Genomic DNA, 23,568 nt, shown 5'->3' on the forward strand with positions numbered 1-23,568 from the left:
ACTCGATCGAATAAGGTTTCATTTTTTTCGCTTATGTACTAAATACAGTGTATCATATATACATGGAATATGCTGTAATTCTCATTCCTAATCTAAAATCCAAAATCTAAAATCTAAAATCCCTCAATGGTGGAACGTGTAATTAAAACGGGTGTTGGGTGGCGTTTGGGATGGAACCCAGAGGCTGAGGAGTTTAAGGGTTTGGTGGCTGGCGACGGTTGGGCGATCGAACTCACGGAGGCTGAGTTAAACGATTTTTGCCGATTGTTGGGGCAATTGGCCGGCACCATGAGTCAAATGGCCTCTGAGTTAATGGACGAGGAAAAAATAGCCATTGAAGCCGAAAGCGACTTGCTGTGGGTGCAGGTGGAAGGCTATCCCGAAGCTTACAGCGTGCAGTTGATCCTGAATGCTGGCAGGAGGTGCGAGGGTTTTTGGCCGGCGGCTGCGGTTCCGAGTTTGGTGCAGGCCGCAAAAGTTTTAAAAGTTTTTTGACTTTTTTGGGAATTCTATGCTAAGCTGTTAAAGCTGTCGGGGCGTAGCGCAGCTTGGTAGCGCACTACTTTGGGGTAGTAGGGGTCGTGGGTTCAAATCCCGCCGCTCCGATAGATGGAATCCTTATTTTATAAGGGTTCCATTATTTTTACTAGATAACTCGTTCCTTACCCATTCTCAAGAAGGGGTGACAGAATATGACATACTCAGACAATCACTGCGATAAATCTGCGATAAATCTGGGATATGCCAAAAGGCTCAGTAAATATAGAAGTTTTCAAAGATCGGCTGCGACTTGCCTGGTCCTGGCAAGGTAAACGTTTCTGGCTATATCTCGGTTTGCCAGACTCGATCGTCAACCGTAAAGCGGCAAGCATCAAAGCGCGGACGATCGAACTCGATATGACCAGTGGCAATTTTGACCCGTCTCTGGCAAAATACAAACCCCAGAAACAAGAATCCATCTCTGTTTCTGACCTGTTTCACCAATTTATCGAGTACAAGCGCCGGAAAGTTGAGCCTTCTACTTTCGCTAAATATCTTGGACTTGAGAAACACGTTTCTGCGTTTTTCAAAAACAAAAGCACAATTTCTGTTTCTGAAACTGTTGCAGAAAAATTTAGAGATTGGCTGGCACAGAAACTTGAACCCGGTACCGTAAGGGAACGGATTATCATGCTTAATGCTTGCTGGGAGTGGGGCCAAAAAAAGAAGCTGGTTCTCGAAAATCCTTGGGAGGAAGTCAAGGTGAACGTAGCTCCCAAACAACGCCCAGAACCGTTCACGCTTACAGAAATAAGCGCGATCGTCCAAAAATTCCGCTCAAACGAGAATCTGAAACATTATGCGGACTATGTGGAATTCAAATTCGGCGTCGGCCTTCGCACCGGCGAAGCAGCAGCTCTCCTCTGGCGACATTGTTCCCACAACTGCGATCGCATCTGGATCGGAGAAAGTTTGAGTAACGGTGATCGGAAAGCAGCCAAGCGGAATAAAGACCGCACGGTGCCGCTAACTCCACGGCTGCAACAGTTATTACTGAGCCGGCGATCGACTGACTTCCAACCTGATGATTTAATTTTCACCAGCATCGAAGGTAGAGCGATCGATTCCAAAAATTTCTGCAACCGCTACTGGAAACCTGCGCTTGCATCCCTTGAAATTGATTATCGAAAACCTTACAATACCCGACATACGCTAATTTCGCATGGCTTGGAATCTGGCATGAATCCTGTTTCGATCGCAGCCCTCACCGGTCACGATGTGAGAACACTTTATGAAAATTATGCCGGACTGGTCAACCCGCCAAAACTACCAGATTTGTTCCCTGTTTTCGACCCGGTTTCTGATGTTGATTTTGAGGTAAATCAGTGAGATACCTCTCCATAAATTTCTGATGATCCGGATGATTGATATCCCCACCACAAGTTATCAATTGTTCAATCAGTTGTTGATTGTAGAGAACTTTTCCGCCAGGATTTCTACCCCAGTGAATCCCTTCTATAAGTTTGTTTTGGTTTCTGTATCGCAGAAGGGTTCGATCGCTACAATTGAGGATTTTACAAGCAGTTTTAGCATCGCAGAAATTATTCATTTTGATTTGAATTGAGTAAACTTTTGATTACGTTGTCTTTGATCATGTTTTGTCGCATTAGTTCAACTAAGAGGACTCGTGCTTCTTCTACTGAAAGTGATTGAGCTTGAGAAGCGTAGATTCTTAATCGAAGTTGTTGCTCAAGTGTGAGGTCAATAGTTGTCATGATTCTATTTTCTCAGTTCGATCTTTTTCGGCAATCAATAGGTTGATTCGATCGCGAACTTCAGCAGTTTCTCCAGTCAGCCAATTCACTATTACCTCTCTCTGGTATTTAGTCCCTGGCGCTTTCCATCCATACATCTGAGTCAGTAGATTTTGCAAGTGTTCTGGGTAGTATTCGGGCCACCAAATAGTAGCTATCTCTCTTAGTTTTTCAGCATCCTTCTCATCTATTCCTCCGGAGATAGCTGCTGGTTCGGGTGTTGGTTCGGGTGTTGGTTCGGGTGTTGGTTCTTCCGTTGTCTCCGTTGTCTCCGTTGTCGGTTCTACTATTGGCATTGTCGATTCCGATGTCGTTGGAGTTGGTGTCGGAGTTGGTGTCGGGTCTGGGGAAATCAATCCATTAAAAGCGGTTTTTTCATCAGCGGTAAGGGAGTTCCAGACTTTCTGGCGATCGGCTGCGCCTTTGCTGCAAACTTCCTTGAGCATGGTCTGAATATCAAGAGCTGTTTCTCGATCGCCGACTTCGATCGCTAGCCGGATATATTCGACCAGATCCCCTGTTTCGTTGTTCTGTTGAGTCTGCTGATCAACCTCATTTTTTGAAAATGGCTCCAAATTTTGAGGTCGATCGCTAGGTTGATCACCTTGCTGTGCAAAGGATTGATCAACCTGATCAACCTGATCAACCTTGTTACCAAAACTAGGAAAATCTTTCGCTGCCGTGGAATTACTAAAAGCGGAAGCAGCCATCCAGTTTACTGTTCCTTTCGAGGTCGGATTCGAGGTCGGATCTGAAGTTGGATTCGAGGTCGGATCAGAATTTAGTATTTTTTCAGAAATAGGATGATCAGGTTGATCAGGTTGATCAAATCCTTGTGTAGCAGGGTGATCAACCTCGTGATCAACCTCCCTTTTTAAGGGGGTTTTCAAAACTTGAGGTTGATCAGCAGCCTCAACAGGGATTGAATCAGCCTCAAATTCGGCGTCAAATTCGGGGTCGGATTCAGCAAGCTCAAGAGGGAGGGAGACAGGTTCGGGTTCGGGTTCAGTTTTGCACCAAACTCGAACTCGTTTGCTGGAGATCGATCGAAACTCTCGCTCCCACCCAAATTTTTTGAGGATGGCGGAACAGCGCATCTGGTGCGATCGCTCTTGTCGGCTCAGGTCAACTTGGAGATGAGTGAGCAGATCGCTGAGTCGGATATATTCGCGGTGTTCAATAAAATTTTCGATGACATCTTCCCAGGGATCTGATGACTGAAACTCTTGAGCAATGTGTTCGGCAGTTTCTTCATCTTCATAGTCAAGACAAGGTTCTTCGCCAGATTTGTAAGCCAGCATCGCAGCAGCCCAAATCGCATCTCGTTCTTTCTTAAGCAATTTAGTATCAATTCGGTGTTTGACCGGAATTACCCAAAATCGCCGGTTGCCTGTTTCATCAGCGAGAAATTCTTGCTTGTTGGTGGTTGCGACAATGATGCTGGGTCGGTTGAAGTCTTCAATATCTCGGCAATATGGCGGTCGAATTTTGTCTGTTCCGGTGGATAAAAAAGCTTTGGTTGCACTGACATCGCGCCGTCTGAAAACACTCTCTAGCTCTGCCCATTCTACAAACCAGGCTTGGTGCAATTTCAGCCGTTCATCTTTGTCAGAAACAGTTCCCAGGGAATCGTCAAAATATTTGCCTCCCGCCAGCACCTTAAAAAAAGTTGACTTTCTATAGCCCTGTTTCCCTTGCAGAATCAGAACTGTGTCTATTTTGCATCCTGGTTCAAACGTTCGTTTCACAGCACCAATTAATGTTTTTCGGACAAACATTTCATAAATTGGATCGTTGACACCAAAATATTTTTCAGCGAGACTATCTAAAAACGAAGTATCTGGTGCTGGTGGCAAAGAATTTAGATACTCTTCAATTGGTGAATACTGATTTTCTACTGCTATTTCTGTCAGGATATCTTGAACATCTTCTCGACTGGATTTTACGAGAATTCCGTGTTTGATTGCGAGTTGAATTCGCACTCGATCGAGTGATACTGGTGTACCGTCAATTTCGATTCGCTTGCTGAGTTTATTCAAGCGAAGCCGTTTGCCAAATTTTCTAATGATTTTTCGGTAATCCTGAATCATTCTGTTATCTGAATTTAAAATATTAAATTCAGGTGATGAATCAGAGCTAGCAGCAGAATTAGGAGAGTTACCCAAATCAGATTCAGCCTCTGCCTCTAGTAGCGAAACTAAATGATCAGGTTGCAGAGATTTGATGAATCGCCAGTATTCACCTTTGATGCAGCTCTCAATCCCGTCACTAAAATATTTTGAGATGCTGGCGATCGGATTCGACTTAACTGCGTAATTCCAGATTTGATCCCACTCTTCTTGATCCCAGCCACCGCCGGGAGAACAACGCCGACAAGCATCAAGAAATAGAGTGTAGGCATCCTCATTGGTTACTTGTCCCAGTCGGCTGAACTCAGATTGAACTCCAATTAAATCCCGTGCCAGCGTTGCCATTGAGGTATTTCTGAGAGTCGCTACTCCATTCAAAAATTCCTTGTTGGGCTTTCCCAGACCGCACTGTAGAGAAATTGGCACCGGCACCGGAACAGTGATGTCTTTATACCGTTGAGATATTTCCTCCGGTGTCGCAGTTAGAGTTGCGGTGGCAGTGCGCCCCGTCGTGGCAGTCGCACTGTCTAAGACAGTAGCGCTGTGGGTGGCAGTGGCAGTAGCAGTGGTAGAAAATTGCAGTAAAGCTTGGTGCTGTTCCTCAAGTTCTCGTTGTTTCCGAGCGAGTAACTCTTGATAGAGAATGAGAAGTCGATCGCGCAAATCACTGTAGCTGTAGCGAGTGCCGGACTCTTCAACAAAATCGGTTTTAACGGGTTCGCGATCGGGCTTAACGTGCCACGCACCCGCGAGCCGAAAAACACGACTGGGATTTTTGTTGCTCTCGTCTGCTTCCATCACTTCGATCAGAAGCACTTGCAGTTCCCGCCATTGTTCCTGTGCGATCGGCTCCTCAAACAGCCAATACGGTTGCATCGACTTGTCACCGCTAAATATGGTGAAAGTTGGTTCAACAAAACCTACTTCGCTCCATTTTTCAAATTGTTCTGCCAACGGGATATCGTCCCACTCGCAGAAAATACCACAGCACTGCTTAATCTCAGCATCGCTATGTCCGGCTGTACCTGCGCCTGCACCATTAACCACGACATAAACACCGCGCTTGTCTGCTTGATACTGCTCAATCTGTTGCCAGTTAAGCTCAGAACTTTTGCGACCTTTATCCTTTTTCTTGCGTTCATCAGAGCTATGATAGAAAAACCTCAACAAAGCTTCGCCCGGTTGATAGCCCAAGTAATTCAGGTGCTTTTGTGCCAGCTCACGATCTATATTCATTGCTTTCTGACTCCTGATTTTGATTTTGCTGCGACTAAAGTTTGCAATTGTTGGCGCAAACGATAGATTTCCTGATTGACCGACGATCGTTTTTCTTCCAAATCATTGATTCTTTCTCTCAGTCGTGTGATTTTTTGACTTTCATTTGCTTGAATTTCGCTAGCTGGGAAAGTACCTTGGGCTGGATCTGACCAATAGCACTCGGCACACAGCCCATTCGTTAATAAGCCGAAGCATCGTTTGCCGTCCTTGGGATAATTCGATCGACACCATCCGTTTTGGGTCATGTTCTGTACTGATTTTTTAGGGCAGTTTTTCAGTTAGCCAATAGCTGAGTTAGCTGTTTCCCAAATCCGTATGGAATTACCCCATTTTTTGTTCAAGAAAACTGTGCCTGTATGAAATGTGGCTTTGGGGTGCGTGGTTTTTTGTTACGGATTTTCAACATGGGTGAATTTGTTGAGATGGCTGCGAGAATAGTGCTAGCGATCGAGGTCGAATTAGCCCCCGGCCTCGATCGCTAGTTGTTCAACGAGAAGAGACAAACTGGCTAGACAAAATAAGTAGCCAATTTGTCCTGTAATTGATATTATGACAGAAAGAGCTAAAGATCAATCCTTAGAAACTAGGAAAATTACTGTGTTGCGATACTTACGGGAAAAAGCGGGACTAAGTAGGGAGCAATTAGTAGCACGTTTGGGAAATCGGATTGCAGTGCGGACTTTGCAGCGATGGGAGACGCTGGGGAAAGAGCCAGCCCTTACTCGGGGCGACTGGATCGACCTTTGTGATGCTCTCAATGTTCATTGGGAAGAGCTTCCCAGGGATTTGTCAGATTTAGTAGAGGAGGAAACAAACTACGAAATGCTTGCTTAACCTTAATAAGACAAAATGGCTTGTCATAATGTCTTATGAGGTGATATGATAATCGCACAAGCCAAAATTAACAGCCCCAAAAATCTGAGAACCAGCAGCCTCAGTAATCAACGATCTGCTTAGGAATGTGACGCAAGGCTTGCGCGATTCAACTTTTAGGACATTGCAAAAGCAAAATTGCTTCAGAAAGAAGTACGGAATCTTTTTGTCAAAATTACCGAGTTAAAAAAACCGTGCCAAAACTACCGACAACGTTTCAAACGCTTGACTTGACAGGATTTGAGTTCGATCGCAGTCAACAATACACAGGAATCAATCGAGAAATGATTGATTTTACGTGTGCTGTGCTCAATAAAAATCGTATAGGCATTGTGGTTCGGAGTGTGGGTGCAGCGCTCAAGGAAATTTACGGAATCGGAGGGAGCACCGATATTATCTGCAAATTGCTGAAAGAATGGCGTACAGATAATCTGTCGCTGATGAAGCAAGGAAAATCAGAGAAGGATTTAGCAACAGCACTGTTGGAAGCAGCGGATGATGGTTTGCTGGAGGACTCCGAAATACCTGAAGATATTCTCAAGGTTTCTCATCAAATGGCGATCGCGTTCTACAGACTGGCTTATCAAAAAGCTGATACCAGCGTGAGTGGCGATCGGATGAAACAGTTAGCTCAGGAAAATGAGTTGATGCGCCAACAACTCAAAGATTTTCCTCAAAATGTAATGGAGTTGACGTTTTATAAATCGGAGTACGAACGCCAGCGGAATGAGCTCAGGGAAGCGTACATGAATCTGAATAAGCAAAAGTTGACCGATTCTGAAGAATTTCGTCAGCAGTTAGATTTGCTCACCTCCGAACGCAATGAATTACTAGCAAAATTGTCAGTTGCTGAAAAACGGTTGATAGAAGTTGCTGAATTTGAAACGGCTTCTCGCGATCGACTCAGTGAGATATCTAAGCTTAATGGACAAATCGAAGCACGGGAACGAGAAGTGTCCAGTCTCCATTCTCAAATCCAAGCTCTACAAGCACAAGTTGGCGAGAAACAAGTCCTAGAAGCTCAACTAGAACAAGTGAGAACTCAGCTAAGAGAAGCTTCAACAACAATCACTAACCTGCAAAGTCAACAAAAAGTTAGTGGGGCTTTAGAAGTCGATCGAGAATTTGATGATAGTGATGATGGTATCGTTACAGACGCACAGCTTATGGTCGAAAATGAGACTTTGCATGGTGACTTGTCAGATGCTCTTAAAGAAATTGAAGATTTGAAAGCACGTCTCGCTGAAACTCAAGTCGCTCAATCTGAATCTCCCTCTGAATCTCAAGCTGAATTACTTCCTGAAATACTCCCCGAACTACTGCATGAAACAGTTTCAGACTTTGTTGGCCCTTTTTTAGAACCCGTTAACTCTCAGTTTGACTCTGACTTTGATTCTGACCCTGCTATTTCTGACTCTAGTTCAGAAACAGTGGAGTCTATTGAAGCTGTTGAACCTCCCGCTAAGCCATTTGAACCTCTTCTCAAAAACAAAAAGCAAAAAGTTGCTTTGGCTAAATGAGTAACAGAAACAGAAACAAACAGAAACAAAAAGCTCAGTAGCAGTTGCTGTTACTGAGCTTAGAAGGAAGAATGGGTACTGTTAGAGAGCTACTAAGTTTTGAGTGGGTAGCTCAAAACTTGTAGCAAAATTGGTGACTCAAAAGCTTGATTGCGTACTAGCTCGGCAAATCACTTGATATTGGATTAAGTACGAATCAGTGCTGGGTAGAGAGTAATTAGCAATTGATAATTGGATTAAAGACATGATAGATCAAAAAAAAGAAATTCAGCTAATGTTGATGGCCAGATTTCCTTTGTTGTGGGTAGTGAGCCCAGAAGAGGAAACCGCCGAAGAAATTTTGTGTGATATAGCAAAAGCTAAGGAAGGGCAAATCTATTTCTGGGATTTTGCCCGTGGCTGGACAGATAATGGCACAGCCAAAGGAAACCCGATGCAAGCCTTGGAGCGGATCAGCAAAGCGCCGGCAATGGAACAAGTCACTTTGTTCGTCATGAAAGACATTGCGACTTTGATTGCACCGGGTGCGAATGGGCAGATAGCCGTCAACCAGCTAGCGATCGTCCGCGAACTGAAAAATTTGGCAGTGACCATCGCCCGTGACCGTCGCTGTCTCGTCATTCTCTCCGATCAACTCAGAATGCCTCAAGAGCTGCGGGAAGAAATTACGGTGGTAGATGTCTCTTTACCAGGCATCGAGGAGATCTCGAAGTTGATCGATCGACTGGTTGGCAAGAATATCAAACTCAACCCAGAACAACGGCAACAGCTAACAAAGGCTTGCCAGGGGCTGACTCGGTGCCGGATCTCCCGCGTCCTTGCCAAACGCTTAGTGCTCGGAAAAGTTGATGTTCATGCCCTCGCTGCGGTCATCAAGGAGAAGCGCCAAACCATCCGGGAGACGGGCATCCTCGAATTCATCCCGGTTCAATCTAGTTTGGAGTCCGTAGGCGGACTTGAAAATCTCAAGCAATGGGTAACAGTTCGATCGCGCTCTTTTAGCGATGAAGCCCGTGAGTATGGACTCCCCAATCCCAAGGGGGTACTGCTGGCCGGCATTCAGGGAACGGGTAAATCCCTGCTGGCTAAAACCATTGCTGCTGAATGGAAATTGCCCCTGCTGCGCCTCGATGTCGGTCGGGTCTTTGGCAGTATGGTCGGCGAGAGCGAGAACCGCATCCGACAGGTCATTAAGTTAGCGGAGGCGATCGCACCCTGCATTCTGTTCTTAGACGAAGTAGATAAGGCCTTCGCGAACATTACGTCTGGCATGGATGGCGACTCTGGCACAAGCCAGCGGGTATTCGGTGCGCTCCTGACATGGATGCAAGAAAAGACCGCGCCAGTGTTTGTAGTGATGACTGCCAACCGCGCCGAAGTCCTTCCCGCCGAACTGATTCGCAAAGGTCGCATTGATGAAATTTTCTGGGTTGACCTGCCGAACCTCACAGAGCGGGAGGCAATTTTTCAAGTTCACCTCACCCGCGTCCGGCCTTCGCGAGTGAAGTCGGGAGACTTCGATTGTGGAATGCTGGCAAGTCAGTCGTCCTGCTTGTCTGGTGCGGAGATTGAGCAAGTTATCTGCGATGCGATGCAAACCGCATTCAGTGCCGGGAGAGAATTCACAGAGCGAGATTTGACTATAGCGATCACTGGCTGCGTTCCTCTGGCACGGATTGCTCAAGCACAAATTGATGAACTCAAAAGTTGGGCAATTCGATCGGGCGCTAAATCCGCCAGTATTGCCGATCAGAATGAAACACCTGTAACTCCCTACTCTCATCTCTCACCTCTTGAGGTTGACGAAAATTAATCATTATCAGAAAGCGAAGCCAAAGGTTACAAATGCTTCGCTTTTTGATTTAGGAATTGTTCACATAAATTGAGGCAGAATATGGAACCCCATTTTGTTCATCCTTTATCAAGCTTGGAAACGATCGATACTGATGAAGGCAAAAAAGAAGTAATAAATAGTTGGGCGTTTGCCTCAGTGATTTGGTCAACCGCCGTCGCTGGTAACGAAAATGCTTTGATTTTGATTAATGAGGTATTTCCTGATAAAAGCAGAATTCCTTTACTACTTTTGCGTTCTAAGCAGGGAGATGAAGCAGCGATGAGAGATGCGATCGGAATTATTGCTTTTGCTATTGATGATAAATTAACCGAAGCATTTGAACAAAAAGGAAATTGAAATAGTATGTCTGACCTAATCAATGATTTAACAAGTGAACCAAAAGAATTTCCAGCGTTCGCCAATTACAAAGGTAAATGTGTCTGTGTTTGGAGAGCCGATGCCAAATTAGTTGCATCTACCATTGCTGATGCAGAAAGAATCATGGGCATTAGAGAAACTTTGAAGGGTTCTTGGCTTACGCCTCCAGAAGAAGGAGCAGAACTCTGGAATTATGCAACTGAACTGCTTAATGACCCTCCACCATTTGTGTGTGTGAATGGTCGAAACGGTCAGATAGTAAGTCTTAGTAAGTTGGAAATACTTCAAGAAAATAGTGATGTAATGCTTCGCTGTAAGAGAATGATTTTTTGAATTTGGAATCAGATTATGGCAAAGGCAATGATGGATGCTGAAACACTGTCGCAGAATTTGAAACACTTTTCTGGAACTGAGCAATATTTCAAACATTGGCTCGGAATTCAGTACACCGATGGAGTCAAATATTTGGCTGATAATGCTCAAGCTTATTGGTTGATTGATGCGATCGCCTCCCATCAGCCCCGTGCGAGGAGAATTCACAGCTTAACCGAGTTTCAGCTTTGGTTCCTTCATGTCGGAAATGCACATGAATTCATTAAGCCTCGTAGCTTGCGGGGCGGTACGCCATCGCCTAATGATGCTGTTTTGACTTGTTGGGAAGATTCACCAACTGCCGAAACTAAACCTGCGATTATTCAGCAGATACCAATGACAGATTTTCCTTTGACTGATATCAAGCTTTTTCTACAAGATAAAGTCCTTCTGTTGCCAAGTGAAAATTAAGTCCTAAAAAGCTGTCTTATTCTCCACTTTGGGGGGACAAGATAAAGTTTCGCACTACATCATTCAACAATTATTAGGAGCAAATCGAAGGCTCTCCTGATTTTGAGGTGATAACCAAACCACATATCCTTATTCCGAGGGTATTACAGAATCGCGAACAGTTGTGCTTGATACCGTATACACCATAAACCCAGGAGAGCCAAATCGAATGACTACCAACAGACAAATTCCCGAAGTTACACTTGAAGAAAGGCAAAAACAACTGCAACAATTACAGGCAAAAGTTGATATAGTTTTTGCTGAAGCACTGAAAAGAAAAGTCAATACGCTTGAGTTTGCAATTGAAGTTTGGGTAAATGCAGTCTTAGAAAAAGATGCTTATGTAGCAATAGCTTGTCGCATGATTCGCTACAGTACCCGTTTTGAGGGTAATCAATTGCTGGAATTTATGCGACATCTAGCTAACGGAACTCTTGAAAAAAATGAGTCGATCGCACAACGTGCAGTCGATTTAATAAATCAAGGTTTACTTATCAACAACAGCCTGAAAGAGGACAACGATAATGTCAAGTTTGACGTGCAAAGTCTGTAGCGGTCAATTAATGTTTCTTGGTCAGTTAGGATACTTGAGACATTATACTTGCCGAAATTGTGGGATTCATATTAACAAAAGTCCCAAAATTGTCAGAGACAAATTCGATAACATAATCTCAGTCAAATACTAATCATGCAACTGACATCATGCAACTGACACAAACGAAACAATGTGCTAACTGTCCCTGGAAAGTTAACCGAGATTTGAGCAAAATTCCTGACTACAACCGGGAAAATCATGAAGCTTTGAAGGAGACGATCGCTAATCCAAATCAAGATGTGTTTGAACAGTTGACAAGTCCTAAAATCGCAATGGGCTGTCACTATTCCACTGATGATAAATTGCTTGAATGTGTCGGCTGGATTTATCACCAACTTCGGAATAATAATCTGGCTCTGCGATTGGTATTGATGCGATCGAACCAGATATCACAGCTTGAAATTGATGACGCACAACGGGCAACTTTTGCAGAAACTTTAACAGATTAACCCAACTTACCTAACTTATTCAATCATGCAATATTACCAAATCGAATTCATCATCAACAAAAATGGCACTGTTACTGAAAAAGTCCTTGGTTCCGGGCCGAATTGTACTGCCATTACTAAGCAACTGGAAAATGCAATGGGAGAAATTCGATCGCAAGAACTTCTTCCAGAAGCATTAACTGAAAGATTAACTGAGGAAATCATTGAGGACTCAACTTTATGGACAAATAGCTGATGAATTGTAAAATCCCTGGTTGTCTTAATCCCTTAGTAAACGGCAGAACTTACGAATGCGGTAAATGTACTTCAAAAATTCTTGCTGCTGCCCGGTATTTCTCTCGTCCACTTTCAGAACTTTTAGGAGACTTAGAAAATGTCACATCTAACTCATATCCGCACCCAGATAAAGAATCCGATCGTCCTACAAGAGATTCTAGAGAAAATGATTGAGTCAGGACTTGAGGGAATTCTTGCTGGAGCGTACCTCGAAACTAACACTCATATCCATGACCCATTCGGCAACAGTAAGTTAGCAGAGTTTGTTATTCGGCGCAAACAACGCTATCAGGGTGGTTACGATTTTGGCTTTAAGCGAGTAGAAGGAACTGATGAATTTGAGTTCTTAACTCGTGATGGTTCCATCCATGCTGCTAAGAAATTTATGGAACAACTTTTACCCTGGTACGCACGGGAAAATACTCTAGCAGTATTGAGGAGTCAAGGGTTCAATATTGAGTCTCAAACTGAAGAAAATGGTGAAATAGTCATAGTTGCTGGTAAATGGTGTTAGTGCTTCGCATAGGGAATTCAGAAACTTAAACAGGAACAGAAACCATGATTTGGAATTACACAACCAACCCAGAAGGCTGCAATGTAATCCTTGATATAGACGATTTTATTGACATTATAAAATGTCTCGATCGAGCAGCCGATGCCTTGTTGATTACTACCCGAACAACTCAAAGTAAATATGAGACTGAACCCGGTAGACTGGCACTCAATTTAGTTCAACAGTTGGGTTATGACTCGATCGATTTGTCAGCCGATGATTGATTTTGATAGATAGTCAGCATCAAGAAAATCTCACTTAATTCAAGTCAATGCTTCGCTTTTAGGTAACAGGGAAATAGTTAACGGTGATTATTTCCCTCTCACCTTACCAAAAATATGAAACACATTGTCATCTTAGAAATCATTGAAGGAAAGAAAGTCACAGCAGAAGTCTTAGAAGAACCGCCAATGCTTTTAACGTGGTGGCAAATGTTCTTCTTATTCAATCGTAAAACATTGCAAGATTCGGTTACGGAAGGTCGAATTATTACCTATATCTACATTGAGATATACGGCTGTACATTACGAAGCATCAAAGTTTCAGAAGTTGTAGAAAAATTGGAATGAAAATCATGGTACATCAAACGCAAGAAGTAGTAGATGAAGCTGCAAGAATTCAAATAGAGGTTGATAAAATCTTTGAAACGGCTCGATCGAATAACTGGACTTTAGAAACATTTGCAGTCAAAGTATTAGCTGGAGCAATGGCTAATAATCTTGGATATTTTTCAATTGCTGCTCAACTTGTTCAAAATGTAACTAGATTAGATGGATTTACTTCCATCGAAATTCTCAGGTATATGTTGTTCAAAGTTGAGCAACAGGATAGTGTGAAAATCCAACAAGCACAAGTGATGTTTTTTCGGGGATTAATCATTAACAAAGAAAAGGCTGAATTAGCCAAACAGAAACAGCAAAAGGAATTGTCCAAACAAACTTCAAAGAAAAGAAGAAATTAGCATGAAGACTAAATACAAAGCTGATGATGCGGTAGGACAGCAAAAGTTATCGATCGCACTGCATCTGATACCCAACCTTCCACCTATCCCGCATCAAGAATACAGACTGATTGTTGCCGATCCGCCCTGGAGTTTCACACTCAGAGAAGCAGACAAAACTCATAGGGGTCGTTGCAGTTACCCATCCATGACAGATGAGGAAATTCTCAATATGCCAATCAGTGCGATCGCAAGCTCAGACTCTTATCTGCTGCTGTGGGTGACAAATAACCATCAAGCGCTGGGGTTTCGGTGTCTCGACCGCTGGGGATTTACTCATCGATCGACTTTCACATGGGAGAAAATAACGAAGGCTGGCAAACCTCATGGCGGAATAGGTCACTACGGTCGGAGCTGCACAGAGCATTTCCTGGTGGCTACTAAGGGCAATCCTGGGACTTTTAGCCATCACGGCTTGACAAATATCGTAAACATCATTCGGGCACGGCGCACGAAACATTCACAGAAGCCTGAACAATTCTGGGAGATTGCCGATCGACTTGCTGACAAACTGGAGAATTGTGAGAATTTGGGCAAATTATCCCACCCGTCGAGGATTGAACTATTTGCTCGTGAACAACGGCCTAATTGGGATGCCTGGGGTGCTGAGGCTAACTTGCCTAATGCTTTAGTTTGATAACTCACCCCTAGTTTTTTATGGAAATTACTAGGGTTAAGTCATTTTGTTATTGCTTCGCTTAAGGATATTGATTTGTCCTGTAAGCGTATTTACTGGGTCGCTCCCAGTCACAAAATGAGCTGGTTTAATTTAGTTTTTGGAATTACTTCGATCGCATCCGATCCAACTTACAATTCCTACGATTCAACTGATACTGTCCCCGATGAAAGTTACGAAGAAAATCAACATCAAAGTTACGAGAAAAGTTACGAGAAAAGTTACGGAATTAAAATCACAAATCCGGTACAGTTTACCGATGATTTTGCAGCAAAAGTAATCGAAGCTCTCGAACTTTTAGCTCGTTATTGTCCAGAGTATTTCAGCTTGATTCAAGAGTATACTCATTGCATAAGTAGTGCTACTTCATTGGGTGCTGCTTATTGGAAGAATGAAATACTCATTGCTGAACAAACATTTAGTCGTGATGTTGAATGGTTAGCCAGCATTTTTGTTCATGAAAATCATCACATCATTCGTCGATCTGTTGGTGATAAATTTGTTGACAATAGCAGGGAGGAAGAATTGGACTGCATTGAACAACAAATCCTATGTTTGAAACAGCTTAACGTTCCTCAAAGCTGGATTGAGAGTTTAAGAGCTGAAACAGGTGATCATTATTTGGAAGAGATTACCTGGTAATTTAGTGTTTTGCTTCGCATAAAGGCATGGATTTGTTCTCTCAAAATATCATCATGACAACCGTTCATAACGACTGCACAACGACAGAATCAGAATCCAATGAATTGCCAGAGACTGCTGAAAACGGCTTCATTATTGTGAGTGACTTCTTAGCACATCAGCATGAATCGATCGAAACTGCATTGAAAAATAGCGAGTTTCAATACCTGATAAAGTTTCATTCTTTTGACCCTGATGCGCTCTGGAAACAAGGTGCTTTTAGAGTCTACGTTTTAGAAGAACATCTCGAAGCAGTTAGTAATTTCTGTAGATCGATCGAACTTGCCAATATATCCAACAAATAATAGCGAAATAACTGGGTCGCTCCCAGTTAACAACTACCATGCAGTCCAATTCTTTTGACCCTTTAACCAATTTGCCTTTCCCAACTGATTGGCGATTTGATGTACCGCGAGTTTATGTTCTGCAAGAACTTTCTTTTTTTGGTGCTTGGATCAATGCTATTAACGCTTCTGAAATGCAGAAAAATATGGAGTACATTCAGACTCATTCTCCATTTATGGGAGCAGTCAAAGTTAGTTTATTCCAAAACTTTGAAGGTACTGAAATGGCACCAGAAATGCCAATATCCTTTATCGCACAAATAGGTGAAGGAATTCATAAACACGGCAAAGCATTCTTACTCTATTATGCGGACTATCGTAGAGAGCCAGAAATCTTGTCAAATTTCAGAGAAGATTACAAAGGTTGTTGCGATCGCACTGAAGATTTTGTCAAACAATTTCTGACTCAAGAAGGTTTTGATTCACAGTTGAAACGCAACAATCTTAGCTGGAAACATCTCAATATCGAGACAATTATCCAAGATTGGTTCTATTTGACAGAGGGAATTTATCGGCGGATGTTAGATGAAAAAGTCTATATTTTCAAGCGTCGCTAATGTTTCACTTTTGGATATTGATAGCGAATTCCTGGGTCGCTCCCAGTTTGTAAATGGTTTCACCTGAGATAAATGTTGCGGGATTTCATAAAGTAGCTGATTTTCGTTTTAACGAGCATCATAAAGTTGTCTCTGCCATAAAACCAATGGTTCATCAGCTAGAATTTTACGTCTATCAAGGCAGATTTACTCTTTACGTTTTGCCTGAAGATATTGAAGCGGTAAAAGTGTTACTTGGAATTCCCATCGAAGAATAACGAAGAATAACGAATATAGCGAATAACTGGATCGCTCCCAGTTCCAACAAATGCCTTACTACATTTTAGTTACGCTGGAACAAGAGGTAGAAATTACTACTACTCCTGAAATGTTGGCTATCAAAGAAATTCAAGAATTGATGGGTAGTGAAACATTGCCAGCCAATTGTCAAATAGTAGCAGAATTGAGCTTCTCTGATAGTTCGATCGTTATGGTTTGTGATGCTGATGCTGTATCGACAGAACTTCCCCCAACTTGTGTTACAAAAAATGGTGATGTTGTCTGTGGTCAGGTAGTAATTCTCGCAACTCATGAATCACCAAACAATTTGTGCTTACTTAATGTGCGTCAAGCCAAAATTGTCAAAGCTGAACTGAAATTGTATCCAAAACCAGTGAAGCCAGAACACAACTTTAGTGCTTCGCTCTGGGATATTGATTGATTCTTTCTAGCAACATTTACAGGAACCGAAATGTCACAATTTTACGTTTTAATCAACTCAACAGGAATTCAAGAAGTAACGGCAACTGAAATGCCAACCGTTGCTGAAATTCAAAAACTTGTAGGAATTCCCGGTGAAGAAGGATTCTTTGAAGGGGTTTATAAGCGCTATTCTGACCAGTCGATCGCTATTTTGTGTGATGATGAATTCTTAATGAAAGGCTGTCAGCCGACCTTACTTACTCCTGATGGCATTACTCTTCAGGGACAGCTTTTGATTGTCGGAATAGATATGCAAATTGAAGATTTCTGTTTGTTGACTGAGAAACAGCTAGAAATTGTCAAAAAAGAAAGCAAAATCTATCCGTTACAGCCACGTTAGCAGTAATTATGCCCTGTTCCAGTTCGGATACAGGGCATGACTCAATTCACCTCAGAATCACTCAGAATCACTCATAATCACTCAGAATCAACATGGATAATATCGAATTTCAACGAATTGCTCAGTATGCGATCGAGATATCAGGAGATTTTTCGCTACGCTGGCCCGGACTGTACACTGCTAGAAATGTCCATAATCTGCTGAAAAATTCTCCCCCCTTGCTGCCCGAAGATATTGGCGGTCAACTAGGAGGTTTGTCGGCACAATATATCACTCAAATGATTTTGGCTTTAAAACAGGGCGGAATTGACATCAAATCAGTTGCTAAACAAACCGCGACGGGCAAAACTGAAGTGAGATATTTGATCGATAATGACACCTACACTTACTACATTTTGGTGTCGCCTACAGGCTTTGACATTCGCAAATCTTCTCAGTCTCGAATTAACTTAGCAGAATTGATGGGGACTAATATTGGAACTGTAGGTATCATTGTCCAGCGAATTGAAGACGAATTCATCGATCGAACTGCTGTGATATTTGCTAACAAAAACTCTAAGGACAAGTTGAGCTATGTTACCAAAACTGGCAAAGAATTATATGGCTTTTGCCTTATTGTTTCCCGAACTGCTGGTAATAATTTAGCTTGCTTAACTTCAACACAAGTTCGATCGCTCGTTAGTCAGTTAGTCTAATCCCATGAAAAAGCGCTAGTGGCATAAGTTTGTAGCGCTTTTCGGTTTGTGCAACTTCTGTTTTGTTGCCTGTTTCATCCGGGGTGCTTGGATAATCAACAGAACAGAAGCAAGTTCAGTATAACTCATTCACCACAACAAAGCAAAGTTAGGTTAGAAGATGTTACAACCACAAAATCCTAGAGAATATGATGCTATCCTCGGCGGTCAAACTCCCCCTTCGCTCGGTGCTATGGTGCTGGGAGGTTTACCCGGTGTCAGAAGTCGTTTAGCATCAAGTCATCTAGCATCGCAAATTGGTGCTATGTCCGAAGCGTGTCGGTATGGTGAGCCTGGTTTTGATTTAATAGTTCAATTTTTGAGAGATAACTGGAACTTGATCGATTCAACAGTAAAGAGCGCTGGAAAAGATACAGTTGCCAAAATGTTAAATAACACTGTAACAACCGATTACTTAGGTTGGTATTTGGTTTCACATGGAAACTTGGATTTTCCAACTAAAACAGATACTTTGCATTTAGCTTGCGACAAACTTCTTGCTTACATACATACTGTCTATCCAAATACAAAATGGTATCTTTCTGGAGGGTACAGTTATATTACTTTTTCTCAGGTTCACGATCGGGAATGGGCTAAAGGAAACAGAAAAATATTAGATGATTCGATCGACTATTTGATTCAGATACTTACCGCCGAGAAGTTAAGAAGAGTACGAATCTTGCTGTTTGTTTATTACTCTCAAAGTTATTACGATATTTGCTTGGCTTATCAAAAGGAAATATATGGAGAGAAATTCGTCAAAAAGATTAAATCCAGATTAGCGAGTCAAAGCATTTATCCTAGTTTGCTTCCTTGGTTTGAGGAAGGTTTAGAGAAGCTAATTGCACCAGATTAATGCTCATGGTAACAATAATGTCAAAGGAACAAGCTCCTAGAGAATATGATGCGATACTCGGCAGTCACGTCTTAGTTCCCAAAGGGGCTGCCGTGCTAGGAGGTCTATTCGGTGTCAAGAATCGCTTAGCATCTAATCACCGATTATCCCAAATTGGTGGTTTGTGTGAAGCCTGTAAATATGGTGAGGTTGGCTTGGATTTGATAGTGCAGTTTTTGAAAGATAAATCGATCGACCCAACAGTAAAAAAAGCTGGCAAAACTTGCGTTTCGTCAATGTTAAACGATACCCTAGTCACTGATGATTTAGGATGGTATCTTGTTGGACATCGACAGTTATATCCTAAGAGCAAGATAGATACTTTGCGATTAGCTTGTGATAAACTTCTTGCTTACATAAACACATTGTACGGCAAAAGAAAATGGTATTTTGGTGGAAGCTACAGCTATATTGAGTTTCTTCAAGTTCAAGATTGGGAATGGCGTAAAGGTAACAGAAAAACCTTGAGTGATTCAATGAATTACTTAGTACAAATTCTGTCAGCGGAAAAACTCAGAAGAGAAACAATCTTGAACTTTGTTTACTATTGGCACACCTATTATGATATTGGAGTAGCCTATCAGAAAGAAGTATCTAGAAATAAGTTTTCTGACAATATTGAACCGAGATTGTTAAGTCAAGGCATTTATCACAGTTTGCTTCCTTGGTTTGAAGAAAGTTTAGAAAAATTAATTGCTTGTTCATTTGAAGATTTAGTAATGGAATAATGCTTCGCTTTCAAAGTGTGATTTCTCAATTACACAAAATGAAAGATAATTGGCTGCAATTCCCGATCGATGCCAAAGTCTACAACTTAGCTTTAGCTTATGCCTCAGAACAAGCAAACCTAGAAAATGGTCTAAAGCGTTTCTACAATACAATGACAGTGTGGGCAGTCAATCATCTTATCGGTTGGATGGACTTTGAAACCATTCTCGATAAAGATGATGACTGGACTGTCGCAATTGAATCGGCTTTAGAACTTGCTGATTTGGAGTTACCCGGAATCGGAAAGATTCAATGCTGTCGAATTGGTGAAGGAGAAACAAAGATTTGTGTTCCAGTCCAAAACGATCGCATTGCTTATATCTTTGTTGAATTACCAGACTCATTGGATAAAGTCAAACTTTTGGGCTTTCTCTCTGCTGCTGATATCCACGGCGATACTGTACAAATTTCTGTTGCTGACCTTCAGCCCTTTGACCGCTTATCTGACTATTTGGAAACTATTGAATTACAAAATGTTTGAGGAAAAACCATGAATTTGAAACCGCTAAGGATGTCTTTGGCAGGAAAACCCAAGCCTGATCCAGCTCAAGCTCAAGCGGTTTGGGTGGTTAATTGCCCTGAAAAAGTAGAAGATGATTTTGCCGGAGCCATCGCTGAAGCCGAATGTGAATTTGAAGATAATTTTCGACCATTCGATCGCCCAGAGGTATGGAAAAAATTTTGCATTGGCAGTACAGACTACTTAGCGGGTTGTCTCACAAATTTTACTCCTGAAGAAGTGGACGAGAACTGGGAAGCTATTTGCACAATGATGGGTTAGTGGTGAAAACTCGGCTTGGCGGCTTCAAAAACGGCAAAGTTTGATCTCGACTTGGCCACGATGACGGATGAGGTAGAGCTGACTCTATAGCCGAGGTATAGAGTCAGGAGCGATCGCCAGGAGTAGCGCCCCGTCAAGCGCGTTCTAATACAACTCCTGGCGATCGCTCCTGATTCATCAAATCCTGTACTTCATGAGTTAGCCTCTGGGCTTCCTCAGCGCTCAAGGAATCTTTATCATGATCATTCAGGTAATCAGCGAAGAATGCTGCAACTACATAGGTTTGCCAGATAAACAGTTCGTTTTGGGTTCCGGCAATAGGGCGGTCAAAACTTTCGCCTACGTGAAATACCGAGTTATCTTCGGGATTCCCATAGAATTTGGGTGATTCTTCTTTGATCGGACTGATAAAAACTCTGTAACGTTTTTTAACTACGGATGTTAAATGGGTAATTGTCACCCCTGGCGGTGGATTATTTTTATCTCGGTAGTTACCTTGGTTCATCCAGGCATTGAAAGCATCTATGTTCTCCGATACTTGATATCGATCGCCTACCTCACCTTGATTCCCGTAGTCAGAGAGTAGCATTTCCTTGAATGAATCAAAAATTTTTTCATCTGAGTGCTTTATCGTGAAAGAGCATTTCTTCAAGACATTGTTACAGTTTGTCAGAACTTGGAAAGCATCTGTTACCTTGGTATGAACTGACAGCGGTTTACTGATTACTCCATGAGAGTTCTTTCTTCTGATTCCCAAATAAACTGTATGTCGATCACTTATCCCTGCTGGAGCTAGATAGCATCCAATAATTAAACTTTCAGGCTGAGACTTAAATCCAAATCCTAACCCTCTTTCTCGTCTCCGTTTCGCTTCGCCCATATTTCCTCACTTTTAGAATTAATATTATTTTATTTTAACGCTATTCTTTACTTAGCAAGCAAATTATAAGCTTCGCCGTAAAGTATTGTTAGCAGATTTATCGTACTATGCACAACCCAGATTTTTCAATACCTCAAGAAGTCGAAAACCAACTGAGAATATGTCCTGTAATTGAAGAGGCTGTATGGCTTAACGAGGAAGGGCAGCTCTTACCTTGTGAGGTCAAACATGAAGTTGTTGCCCCTAAATTTTTACCGGGCAACGCAGCGAAATTGGTTTGTTTCTCTCAACAAAAGTATGTGACGATCGGTGTTACTCCCATCAAACTCTACACAACCAAAGAAAGTGCCTGGGAAAGTGCTTGTCTTGACGCTGTTTCTGACTTAGGTTTGTCCAATACTCAGATTATTACCCAGCCGATCGTTACTCAGGTCATCGACAAAGCTACTAAATTGATTCAGTCTTTAAATTGGTGGTTGATATAACAGATTTTGTTTCTTGTTCTGTTTCTAGTAACGTTTCTAAAAATGTTTCTGATAATGTTTTTGGGAATGTTACTGGCAATAAAAATAGTCAAAGTAAGATTTTGCTTCGCTGTAAGGGTGTGAGATTGAGGATTAAATAATGTCACAACCAGACTTTGATGTTGAAAATTGTACCTGGCAAGCCAAAGATGGCAAAGTAATAAAATACACAAAAGAAACTCATCAGCTTACTACCTGGGAAGATTGGAATGAATATCATCTACAAATCACCAAATGGCCCAAAAATACATCAATTGAAATTGTGGTACTTAGCGGTGATGAAGGATATGACTCTGAAAGCCGATGGTCAAGTTCTGAAGTTTATCGCTATGTCAAAATGCCTCATGCTGAATTTGAAGCACAGAGAGAGGAACTTATTCGCAAAGTTCTTGAGTTAGCAAATCAACAATTTGGTTATTTAGCATTCTAATAGCGTTTATCTGGGTCGCTCCCAGAATTCTTACTTATCATGACAAACTACGAACACAGTAAATTAACGCTGGGTAGAATCCTAAAAAATGCTCGGCAAGAACTTGGTTTTAGCCAGAAAGATTTGTGTAAATTGCTGGTAATTCCATCAGAAGATGAAGAGTTTCTTACGATCGATCGATACCTATTATCGAAAATCGAAAATAATAGAATCGACATCCGAACCAGTGAGTATGACTGGCTCACCATCAGAATTGCTGCAATCTTCGCTCTCAATGCTGCATGGCTTGAAGTAATTCGTCAACAAACAGAAGTTGAACCTCTGGACTTAGAAAACGCCGTAGCAGTATTTCCCATTTACTTCAATCGCAAAACCTATGACCTATAAAACAGTGTATCTGCATCGGATGGTGGCAGAACAAACTCTCGATCGCAAGCTCAGACGGGCGTGAAGTTGTTCATCACCTGGACGAGGACAAATCTAACAACTCGCCATAAAATCTGGTAGTTTGTTCCAGCGCTTCTGTTCACAGACGCCCTGAATGTCCGTTCTCTAAGACAGAAACTTGAAGTCGAGCTTCCTCTGATTCAAGTAGGCGATTTGTGGCTTTAAATCAACAGCTTGCTCACATAAGTTATTCCAGTTCCAGTAAACCATTTTGGATATTTCCCTGAAAACACAACACACGATTCTTGCCGTTACAACAGCTTTGACCGTCGCACTAGCAGCAACCAGTCCTCTATTTACTTCAGGCAAAGTAACTGAAGCTGGCCAAGTCGATCAATATCTTGGGGAATATGATGAAGAGTCATATCCGATCGGCATTCAAATTGAAGAACTAGAAGGCAATCGTAAAAAGTCACAGTAATGCTTCGCTGTAAGGTAGTGTTGCTTTTCTCAATGCTATGAACTTAAAAGAATTAGTTCGGTTTCTGAAATATGAAGCCGACCTCCCTAACTTTTTCCAGACTTCTGCCAATTACTACCATGAAAATCAAACACTACCTTCACAAACTGAAAGTCAGAAAATCAAGGTAGCTTTAGCCGTCAGCGATCAAAAAGAAGGTCAGCAGCCAAAGAGTAATGATCCACTCTATCAACAAGCCTATCAAATCGCTCAGTCTATTTAGTTGGAGCTGATAAGTAGGGCTTGCTGAAAAAGTAAGAAAACAGCATTTAGAAAGATGAATGAACTCGCGAGTCCCTTGATAATATA

The 23,568-nt window shown here is 42.1% G+C and carries 36 protein-coding genes and 1 tRNA gene; 33 read left to right on the forward strand and 4 right to left on the reverse strand.

Features of this window, described 5'->3' with window-relative positions; genetic code table 11:
• Positions 1–126 precede the first annotated feature (126 nt).
• The 4 genes from QUB35_RS34275 to QUB35_RS34290 all read left to right on the forward strand — a co-directional run bounded on the left by QUB35_RS34275 (position 127) and on the right by QUB35_RS34290 (position 2,104).
• Positions 127–495, forward strand: a complete 369-nt coding sequence (locus tag QUB35_RS34275) for a DUF1818 family protein (protein ID WP_333146757.1) — start codon at positions 127–129, stop codon at positions 493–495.
• Between the two features lie 37 nt (positions 496–532).
• Positions 533–606, forward strand: a tRNA-Pro gene (locus QUB35_RS34280).
• 135 nt (positions 607–741) lie between these two features.
• Positions 742–1,869, forward strand: coding sequence for a tyrosine-type recombinase/integrase (locus QUB35_RS34285; RefSeq protein WP_333146759.1), 1,128 nt, complete (start codon positions 742–744; stop codon positions 1,867–1,869).
• Positions 1,870–1,891: 22 nt separating this feature from the next.
• Positions 1,892–2,104 carry a hypothetical protein gene (locus tag QUB35_RS34290; RefSeq protein ID WP_333146823.1) on the forward strand — a complete coding sequence of 71 codons (213 nt, stop codon included), beginning with the start codon at positions 1,892–1,894 and terminating at the stop codon, positions 2,102–2,104.
• Here the strand turns inward: QUB35_RS34290 and QUB35_RS34295 are convergent.
• The 3 genes from QUB35_RS34295 to QUB35_RS34305 are packed head-to-tail and all read right to left on the reverse strand — an operon-like array spanning position 2,082 to position 5,946.
• Positions 2,082–2,255, reverse strand: a complete 174-nt coding sequence (locus QUB35_RS34295; protein ID WP_333146762.1) for an NblA/ycf18 family protein — start codon at positions 2,253–2,255, stop codon at positions 2,082–2,084. The genes QUB35_RS34290 and QUB35_RS34295 overlap by 23 nt on opposite strands.
• Entirely contained in the window at positions 2,252–5,659 is a 3,408-nt protein-coding gene (locus QUB35_RS34300; RefSeq protein ID WP_333146765.1) for a virulence-associated E family protein, read from the reverse strand. The genes QUB35_RS34295 and QUB35_RS34300 overlap by 4 nt, the downstream gene beginning before the upstream one ends.
• Positions 5,656–5,946: a hypothetical protein gene (locus tag QUB35_RS34305; RefSeq protein ID WP_333146767.1), complete on the reverse strand. Its 291-nt coding sequence runs from the start codon at positions 5,944–5,946 to the stop codon at positions 5,656–5,658. The genes QUB35_RS34300 and QUB35_RS34305 overlap by 4 nt, the downstream gene beginning before the upstream one ends.
• A gap of 352 nt (positions 5,947–6,298) precedes the next feature.
• On the opposite strand from QUB35_RS34305, the gene QUB35_RS34310 reads away from it, so the two are divergent.
• The 24 genes from QUB35_RS34310 (at position 6,299) to QUB35_RS34425 (ending at position 20,518) form a co-directional block, all read left to right on the forward strand.
• Positions 6,299–6,535, forward strand: a complete 237-nt coding sequence (locus QUB35_RS34310) for a helix-turn-helix transcriptional regulator (protein WP_333146769.1) — start codon at positions 6,299–6,301, stop codon at positions 6,533–6,535.
• 233 nt (positions 6,536–6,768) lie between these two features.
• A complete protein-coding gene (locus QUB35_RS34315) occupies positions 6,769–8,094 on the forward strand; it encodes a hypothetical protein (RefSeq protein WP_333146771.1) in 1,326 nt (441 codons plus the stop codon).
• Positions 8,095–8,338: 244 nt separating this feature from the next.
• Entirely contained in the window at positions 8,339–9,907 is a 1,569-nt protein-coding gene (locus QUB35_RS34320; protein WP_333146773.1) for an AAA family ATPase, read from the forward strand.
• 81 nt (positions 9,908–9,988) lie between these two features.
• Positions 9,989–10,285, forward strand: coding sequence for a hypothetical protein (locus QUB35_RS34325; protein ID WP_333146775.1), 297 nt, complete (start codon positions 9,989–9,991; stop codon positions 10,283–10,285).
• Between the two features lie 6 nt (positions 10,286–10,291).
• Complete coding sequence (locus QUB35_RS34330) at positions 10,292–10,639, forward strand: hypothetical protein (protein WP_333146777.1); 348 nt, start codon at positions 10,292–10,294, stop codon at positions 10,637–10,639.
• 15 nt (positions 10,640–10,654) lie between these two features.
• Positions 10,655–11,089 carry a DUF6876 family protein gene (locus QUB35_RS34335; RefSeq protein WP_333146779.1) on the forward strand — a complete coding sequence of 145 codons (435 nt, stop codon included), beginning with the start codon at positions 10,655–10,657 and terminating at the stop codon, positions 11,087–11,089.
• A 208-nt stretch (positions 11,090–11,297) separates the two neighbouring features.
• A complete protein-coding gene (locus tag QUB35_RS34340) occupies positions 11,298–11,681 on the forward strand; it encodes a hypothetical protein (RefSeq protein ID WP_333146781.1) in 384 nt (127 codons plus the stop codon).
• A gap of 149 nt (positions 11,682–11,830) precedes the next feature.
• Positions 11,831–12,172, forward strand: a complete 342-nt coding sequence (locus QUB35_RS34345) for a DUF6283 family protein (RefSeq protein WP_333146783.1) — start codon at positions 11,831–11,833, stop codon at positions 12,170–12,172.
• 25 nt (positions 12,173–12,197) lie between these two features.
• On the forward strand, positions 12,198–12,407 hold the full coding sequence (locus QUB35_RS34350; RefSeq protein ID WP_333102137.1) for a DUF2997 domain-containing protein: 210 nt from the start codon (positions 12,198–12,200) through the stop codon (positions 12,405–12,407).
• 138 nt (positions 12,408–12,545) lie between these two features.
• Positions 12,546–12,962, forward strand: a complete 417-nt coding sequence (locus tag QUB35_RS34355; RefSeq protein WP_333146785.1) for a DUF1257 domain-containing protein — start codon at positions 12,546–12,548, stop codon at positions 12,960–12,962.
• Between the two features lie 44 nt (positions 12,963–13,006).
• Positions 13,007–13,225 carry a hypothetical protein gene (locus QUB35_RS34360; RefSeq protein WP_333146787.1) on the forward strand — a complete coding sequence of 73 codons (219 nt, stop codon included), beginning with the start codon at positions 13,007–13,009 and terminating at the stop codon, positions 13,223–13,225.
• A gap of 114 nt (positions 13,226–13,339) precedes the next feature.
• Positions 13,340–13,570 (forward strand): hypothetical protein, encoded by a 231-nt coding sequence (locus tag QUB35_RS34365; protein WP_333146789.1) that lies wholly within the window; start codon positions 13,340–13,342, stop codon positions 13,568–13,570.
• Complete coding sequence (locus tag QUB35_RS34370) at positions 13,567–13,962, forward strand: hypothetical protein (protein ID WP_333146791.1); 396 nt, start codon at positions 13,567–13,569, stop codon at positions 13,960–13,962. The genes QUB35_RS34365 and QUB35_RS34370 overlap by 4 nt, the downstream gene beginning before the upstream one ends.
• A gap of 1 nt (position 13,963) precedes the next feature.
• Positions 13,964–14,638, forward strand: coding sequence for an MT-A70 family methyltransferase (locus QUB35_RS34375; RefSeq protein ID WP_333146793.1), 675 nt, complete (start codon positions 13,964–13,966; stop codon positions 14,636–14,638).
• Between the two features lie 117 nt (positions 14,639–14,755).
• Positions 14,756–15,319: a hypothetical protein gene (locus QUB35_RS34380; protein WP_333146795.1), complete on the forward strand. Its 564-nt coding sequence runs from the start codon at positions 14,756–14,758 to the stop codon at positions 15,317–15,319.
• Between the two features lie 53 nt (positions 15,320–15,372).
• Positions 15,373–15,663, forward strand: a complete 291-nt coding sequence (locus QUB35_RS34385; protein ID WP_333146797.1) for a hypothetical protein — start codon at positions 15,373–15,375, stop codon at positions 15,661–15,663.
• A gap of 38 nt (positions 15,664–15,701) precedes the next feature.
• The gene (locus QUB35_RS34390) at positions 15,702–16,259 is read left to right on the forward strand and encodes a hypothetical protein (protein WP_333146799.1); all 558 of its coding nucleotides are present in this window, start codon (positions 15,702–15,704) and stop codon (positions 16,257–16,259) included.
• 307 nt (positions 16,260–16,566) lie between these two features.
• Entirely contained in the window at positions 16,567–16,959 is a 393-nt protein-coding gene (locus QUB35_RS34395) for a hypothetical protein (protein ID WP_333146801.1), read from the forward strand.
• A 30-nt stretch (positions 16,960–16,989) separates the two neighbouring features.
• Positions 16,990–17,340: a DUF3846 domain-containing protein gene (locus QUB35_RS34400; protein ID WP_333146803.1), complete on the forward strand. Its 351-nt coding sequence runs from the start codon at positions 16,990–16,992 to the stop codon at positions 17,338–17,340.
• A 92-nt stretch (positions 17,341–17,432) separates the two neighbouring features.
• Entirely contained in the window at positions 17,433–18,035 is a 603-nt protein-coding gene (locus QUB35_RS34405; RefSeq protein WP_333146805.1) for a hypothetical protein, read from the forward strand.
• Positions 18,036–18,195: 160 nt separating this feature from the next.
• On the forward strand, positions 18,196–18,930 hold the full coding sequence (locus QUB35_RS34410) for a hypothetical protein (RefSeq protein WP_333146807.1): 735 nt from the start codon (positions 18,196–18,198) through the stop codon (positions 18,928–18,930).
• Between the two features lie 17 nt (positions 18,931–18,947).
• Positions 18,948–19,697 carry a hypothetical protein gene (locus QUB35_RS34415; RefSeq protein ID WP_333146809.1) on the forward strand — a complete coding sequence of 250 codons (750 nt, stop codon included), beginning with the start codon at positions 18,948–18,950 and terminating at the stop codon, positions 19,695–19,697.
• A 38-nt stretch (positions 19,698–19,735) separates the two neighbouring features.
• On the forward strand, positions 19,736–20,218 hold the full coding sequence (locus QUB35_RS34420) for a DUF1822 family protein (RefSeq protein WP_333146811.1): 483 nt from the start codon (positions 19,736–19,738) through the stop codon (positions 20,216–20,218).
• A 9-nt stretch (positions 20,219–20,227) separates the two neighbouring features.
• Positions 20,228–20,518, forward strand: a complete 291-nt coding sequence (locus tag QUB35_RS34425) for a hypothetical protein (protein ID WP_333146814.1) — start codon at positions 20,228–20,230, stop codon at positions 20,516–20,518.
• 133 nt (positions 20,519–20,651) lie between these two features.
• Here QUB35_RS34425 and QUB35_RS34430 read toward each other — a convergent pair whose 3' ends face one another.
• Positions 20,652–21,398, reverse strand: a complete 747-nt coding sequence (locus QUB35_RS34430) for a hypothetical protein (protein ID WP_333146815.1) — start codon at positions 21,396–21,398, stop codon at positions 20,652–20,654.
• A gap of 107 nt (positions 21,399–21,505) precedes the next feature.
• Between QUB35_RS34430 and QUB35_RS34435 the strand changes: the two genes are divergently transcribed.
• From QUB35_RS34435 to QUB35_RS34455, 5 genes are all read left to right on the forward strand, one after another.
• A complete protein-coding gene (locus tag QUB35_RS34435) occupies positions 21,506–21,883 on the forward strand; it encodes a hypothetical protein (protein WP_333146817.1) in 378 nt (125 codons plus the stop codon).
• A 139-nt stretch (positions 21,884–22,022) separates the two neighbouring features.
• On the forward strand, positions 22,023–22,352 hold the full coding sequence (locus QUB35_RS34440) for a hypothetical protein (RefSeq protein ID WP_333102158.1): 330 nt from the start codon (positions 22,023–22,025) through the stop codon (positions 22,350–22,352).
• 39 nt (positions 22,353–22,391) lie between these two features.
• Entirely contained in the window at positions 22,392–22,739 is a 348-nt protein-coding gene (locus QUB35_RS34445) for a helix-turn-helix transcriptional regulator (protein WP_333146819.1), read from the forward strand.
• Between the two features lie 271 nt (positions 22,740–23,010).
• On the forward strand, positions 23,011–23,220 hold the full coding sequence (locus QUB35_RS34450; RefSeq protein WP_333146821.1) for a hypothetical protein: 210 nt from the start codon (positions 23,011–23,013) through the stop codon (positions 23,218–23,220).
• Positions 23,221–23,257: 37 nt separating this feature from the next.
• A complete protein-coding gene (locus QUB35_RS34455; protein WP_333102163.1) occupies positions 23,258–23,482 on the forward strand; it encodes a hypothetical protein in 225 nt (74 codons plus the stop codon).
• Positions 23,483–23,568 lie beyond the last annotated feature (86 nt).

It is taken from the genome of Microcoleus sp. B13-B6 (assembly GCF_036705405.1).
Lineage (GTDB): Bacteria > Cyanobacteriota > Cyanobacteriia > Cyanobacteriales > Microcoleaceae > Microcoleus.

Excerpts from the sequence above, each read along its gene's own strand:
- QUB35_RS34275 (WP_333146757.1), top strand. The coding sequence starts at position 127 with ATGGTGGAACGTGTAATTAAAACGGGTGTTGGGTGGCGTTTGGGATGG.
- QUB35_RS34415 (WP_333146809.1), top strand. The coding sequence starts at position 18,948 with ATGTCAAAGGAACAAGCTCCTAGAGAATATGATGCGATACTCGGCAGT.
- QUB35_RS34395 (WP_333146801.1), top strand. The coding sequence starts at position 16,567 with ATGCCTTACTACATTTTAGTTACGCTGGAACAAGAGGTAGAAATTACT.
- QUB35_RS34445 (WP_333146819.1), top strand. The coding sequence starts at position 22,392 with ATGACAAACTACGAACACAGTAAATTAACGCTGGGTAGAATCCTAAAA.
- QUB35_RS34420 (WP_333146811.1), top strand. The coding sequence starts at position 19,736 with ATGAAAGATAATTGGCTGCAATTCCCGATCGATGCCAAAGTCTACAAC.
- QUB35_RS34340 (WP_333146781.1), top strand. The coding sequence starts at position 11,298 with ATGACTACCAACAGACAAATTCCCGAAGTTACACTTGAAGAAAGGCAA.
- QUB35_RS34290 (WP_333146823.1), top strand. The coding sequence starts at position 1,892 with ATGATCCGGATGATTGATATCCCCACCACAAGTTATCAATTGTTCAAT.
- QUB35_RS34365 (WP_333146789.1), top strand. The coding sequence starts at position 13,340 with ATGAAACACATTGTCATCTTAGAAATCATTGAAGGAAAGAAAGTCACA.
- QUB35_RS34385 (WP_333146797.1), top strand. The coding sequence starts at position 15,373 with ATGACAACCGTTCATAACGACTGCACAACGACAGAATCAGAATCCAAT.
- QUB35_RS34435 (WP_333146817.1), top strand. The coding sequence starts at position 21,506 with ATGCACAACCCAGATTTTTCAATACCTCAAGAAGTCGAAAACCAACTG.
- QUB35_RS34360 (WP_333146787.1), top strand. The coding sequence starts at position 13,007 with ATGATTTGGAATTACACAACCAACCCAGAAGGCTGCAATGTAATCCTT.
- QUB35_RS34455 (WP_333102163.1), top strand. The coding sequence starts at position 23,258 with ATGAACTTAAAAGAATTAGTTCGGTTTCTGAAATATGAAGCCGACCTC.
- QUB35_RS34355 (WP_333146785.1), top strand. The coding sequence starts at position 12,546 with ATGTCACATCTAACTCATATCCGCACCCAGATAAAGAATCCGATCGTC.
- QUB35_RS34305 (WP_333146767.1), bottom strand. The coding sequence starts at position 5,946 with ATGACCCAAAACGGATGGTGTCGATCGAATTATCCCAAGGACGGCAAA.
- QUB35_RS34425 (WP_333146814.1), top strand. The coding sequence starts at position 20,228 with ATGAATTTGAAACCGCTAAGGATGTCTTTGGCAGGAAAACCCAAGCCT.
- QUB35_RS34410 (WP_333146807.1), top strand. The coding sequence starts at position 18,196 with ATGTTACAACCACAAAATCCTAGAGAATATGATGCTATCCTCGGCGGT.
- QUB35_RS34300 (WP_333146765.1), bottom strand. The coding sequence starts at position 5,659 with ATGAATATAGATCGTGAGCTGGCACAAAAGCACCTGAATTACTTGGGC.
- QUB35_RS34375 (WP_333146793.1), top strand. The coding sequence starts at position 13,964 with ATGAAGACTAAATACAAAGCTGATGATGCGGTAGGACAGCAAAAGTTA.
- QUB35_RS34295 (WP_333146762.1), bottom strand. The coding sequence starts at position 2,255 with ATGACAACTATTGACCTCACACTTGAGCAACAACTTCGATTAAGAATC.
- QUB35_RS34320 (WP_333146773.1), top strand. The coding sequence starts at position 8,339 with ATGATAGATCAAAAAAAAGAAATTCAGCTAATGTTGATGGCCAGATTT.
- QUB35_RS34400 (WP_333146803.1), top strand. The coding sequence starts at position 16,990 with ATGTCACAATTTTACGTTTTAATCAACTCAACAGGAATTCAAGAAGTA.
- QUB35_RS34345 (WP_333146783.1), top strand. The coding sequence starts at position 11,831 with ATGCAACTGACACAAACGAAACAATGTGCTAACTGTCCCTGGAAAGTT.
- QUB35_RS34330 (WP_333146777.1), top strand. The coding sequence starts at position 10,292 with ATGTCTGACCTAATCAATGATTTAACAAGTGAACCAAAAGAATTTCCA.
- QUB35_RS34405 (WP_333146805.1), top strand. The coding sequence starts at position 17,433 with ATGGATAATATCGAATTTCAACGAATTGCTCAGTATGCGATCGAGATA.
- QUB35_RS34380 (WP_333146795.1), top strand. The coding sequence starts at position 14,756 with ATGAGCTGGTTTAATTTAGTTTTTGGAATTACTTCGATCGCATCCGAT.
- QUB35_RS34390 (WP_333146799.1), top strand. The coding sequence starts at position 15,702 with ATGCAGTCCAATTCTTTTGACCCTTTAACCAATTTGCCTTTCCCAACT.
- QUB35_RS34370 (WP_333146791.1), top strand. The coding sequence starts at position 13,567 with ATGAAAATCATGGTACATCAAACGCAAGAAGTAGTAGATGAAGCTGCA.
- QUB35_RS34430 (WP_333146815.1), bottom strand. The coding sequence starts at position 21,398 with ATGGGCGAAGCGAAACGGAGACGAGAAAGAGGGTTAGGATTTGGATTT.
- QUB35_RS34350 (WP_333102137.1), top strand. The coding sequence starts at position 12,198 with ATGCAATATTACCAAATCGAATTCATCATCAACAAAAATGGCACTGTT.
- QUB35_RS34285 (WP_333146759.1), top strand. The coding sequence starts at position 742 with ATGCCAAAAGGCTCAGTAAATATAGAAGTTTTCAAAGATCGGCTGCGA.
- QUB35_RS34325 (WP_333146775.1), top strand. The coding sequence starts at position 9,989 with ATGGAACCCCATTTTGTTCATCCTTTATCAAGCTTGGAAACGATCGAT.
- QUB35_RS34335 (WP_333146779.1), top strand. The coding sequence starts at position 10,655 with ATGGCAAAGGCAATGATGGATGCTGAAACACTGTCGCAGAATTTGAAA.
- QUB35_RS34440 (WP_333102158.1), top strand. The coding sequence starts at position 22,023 with ATGTCACAACCAGACTTTGATGTTGAAAATTGTACCTGGCAAGCCAAA.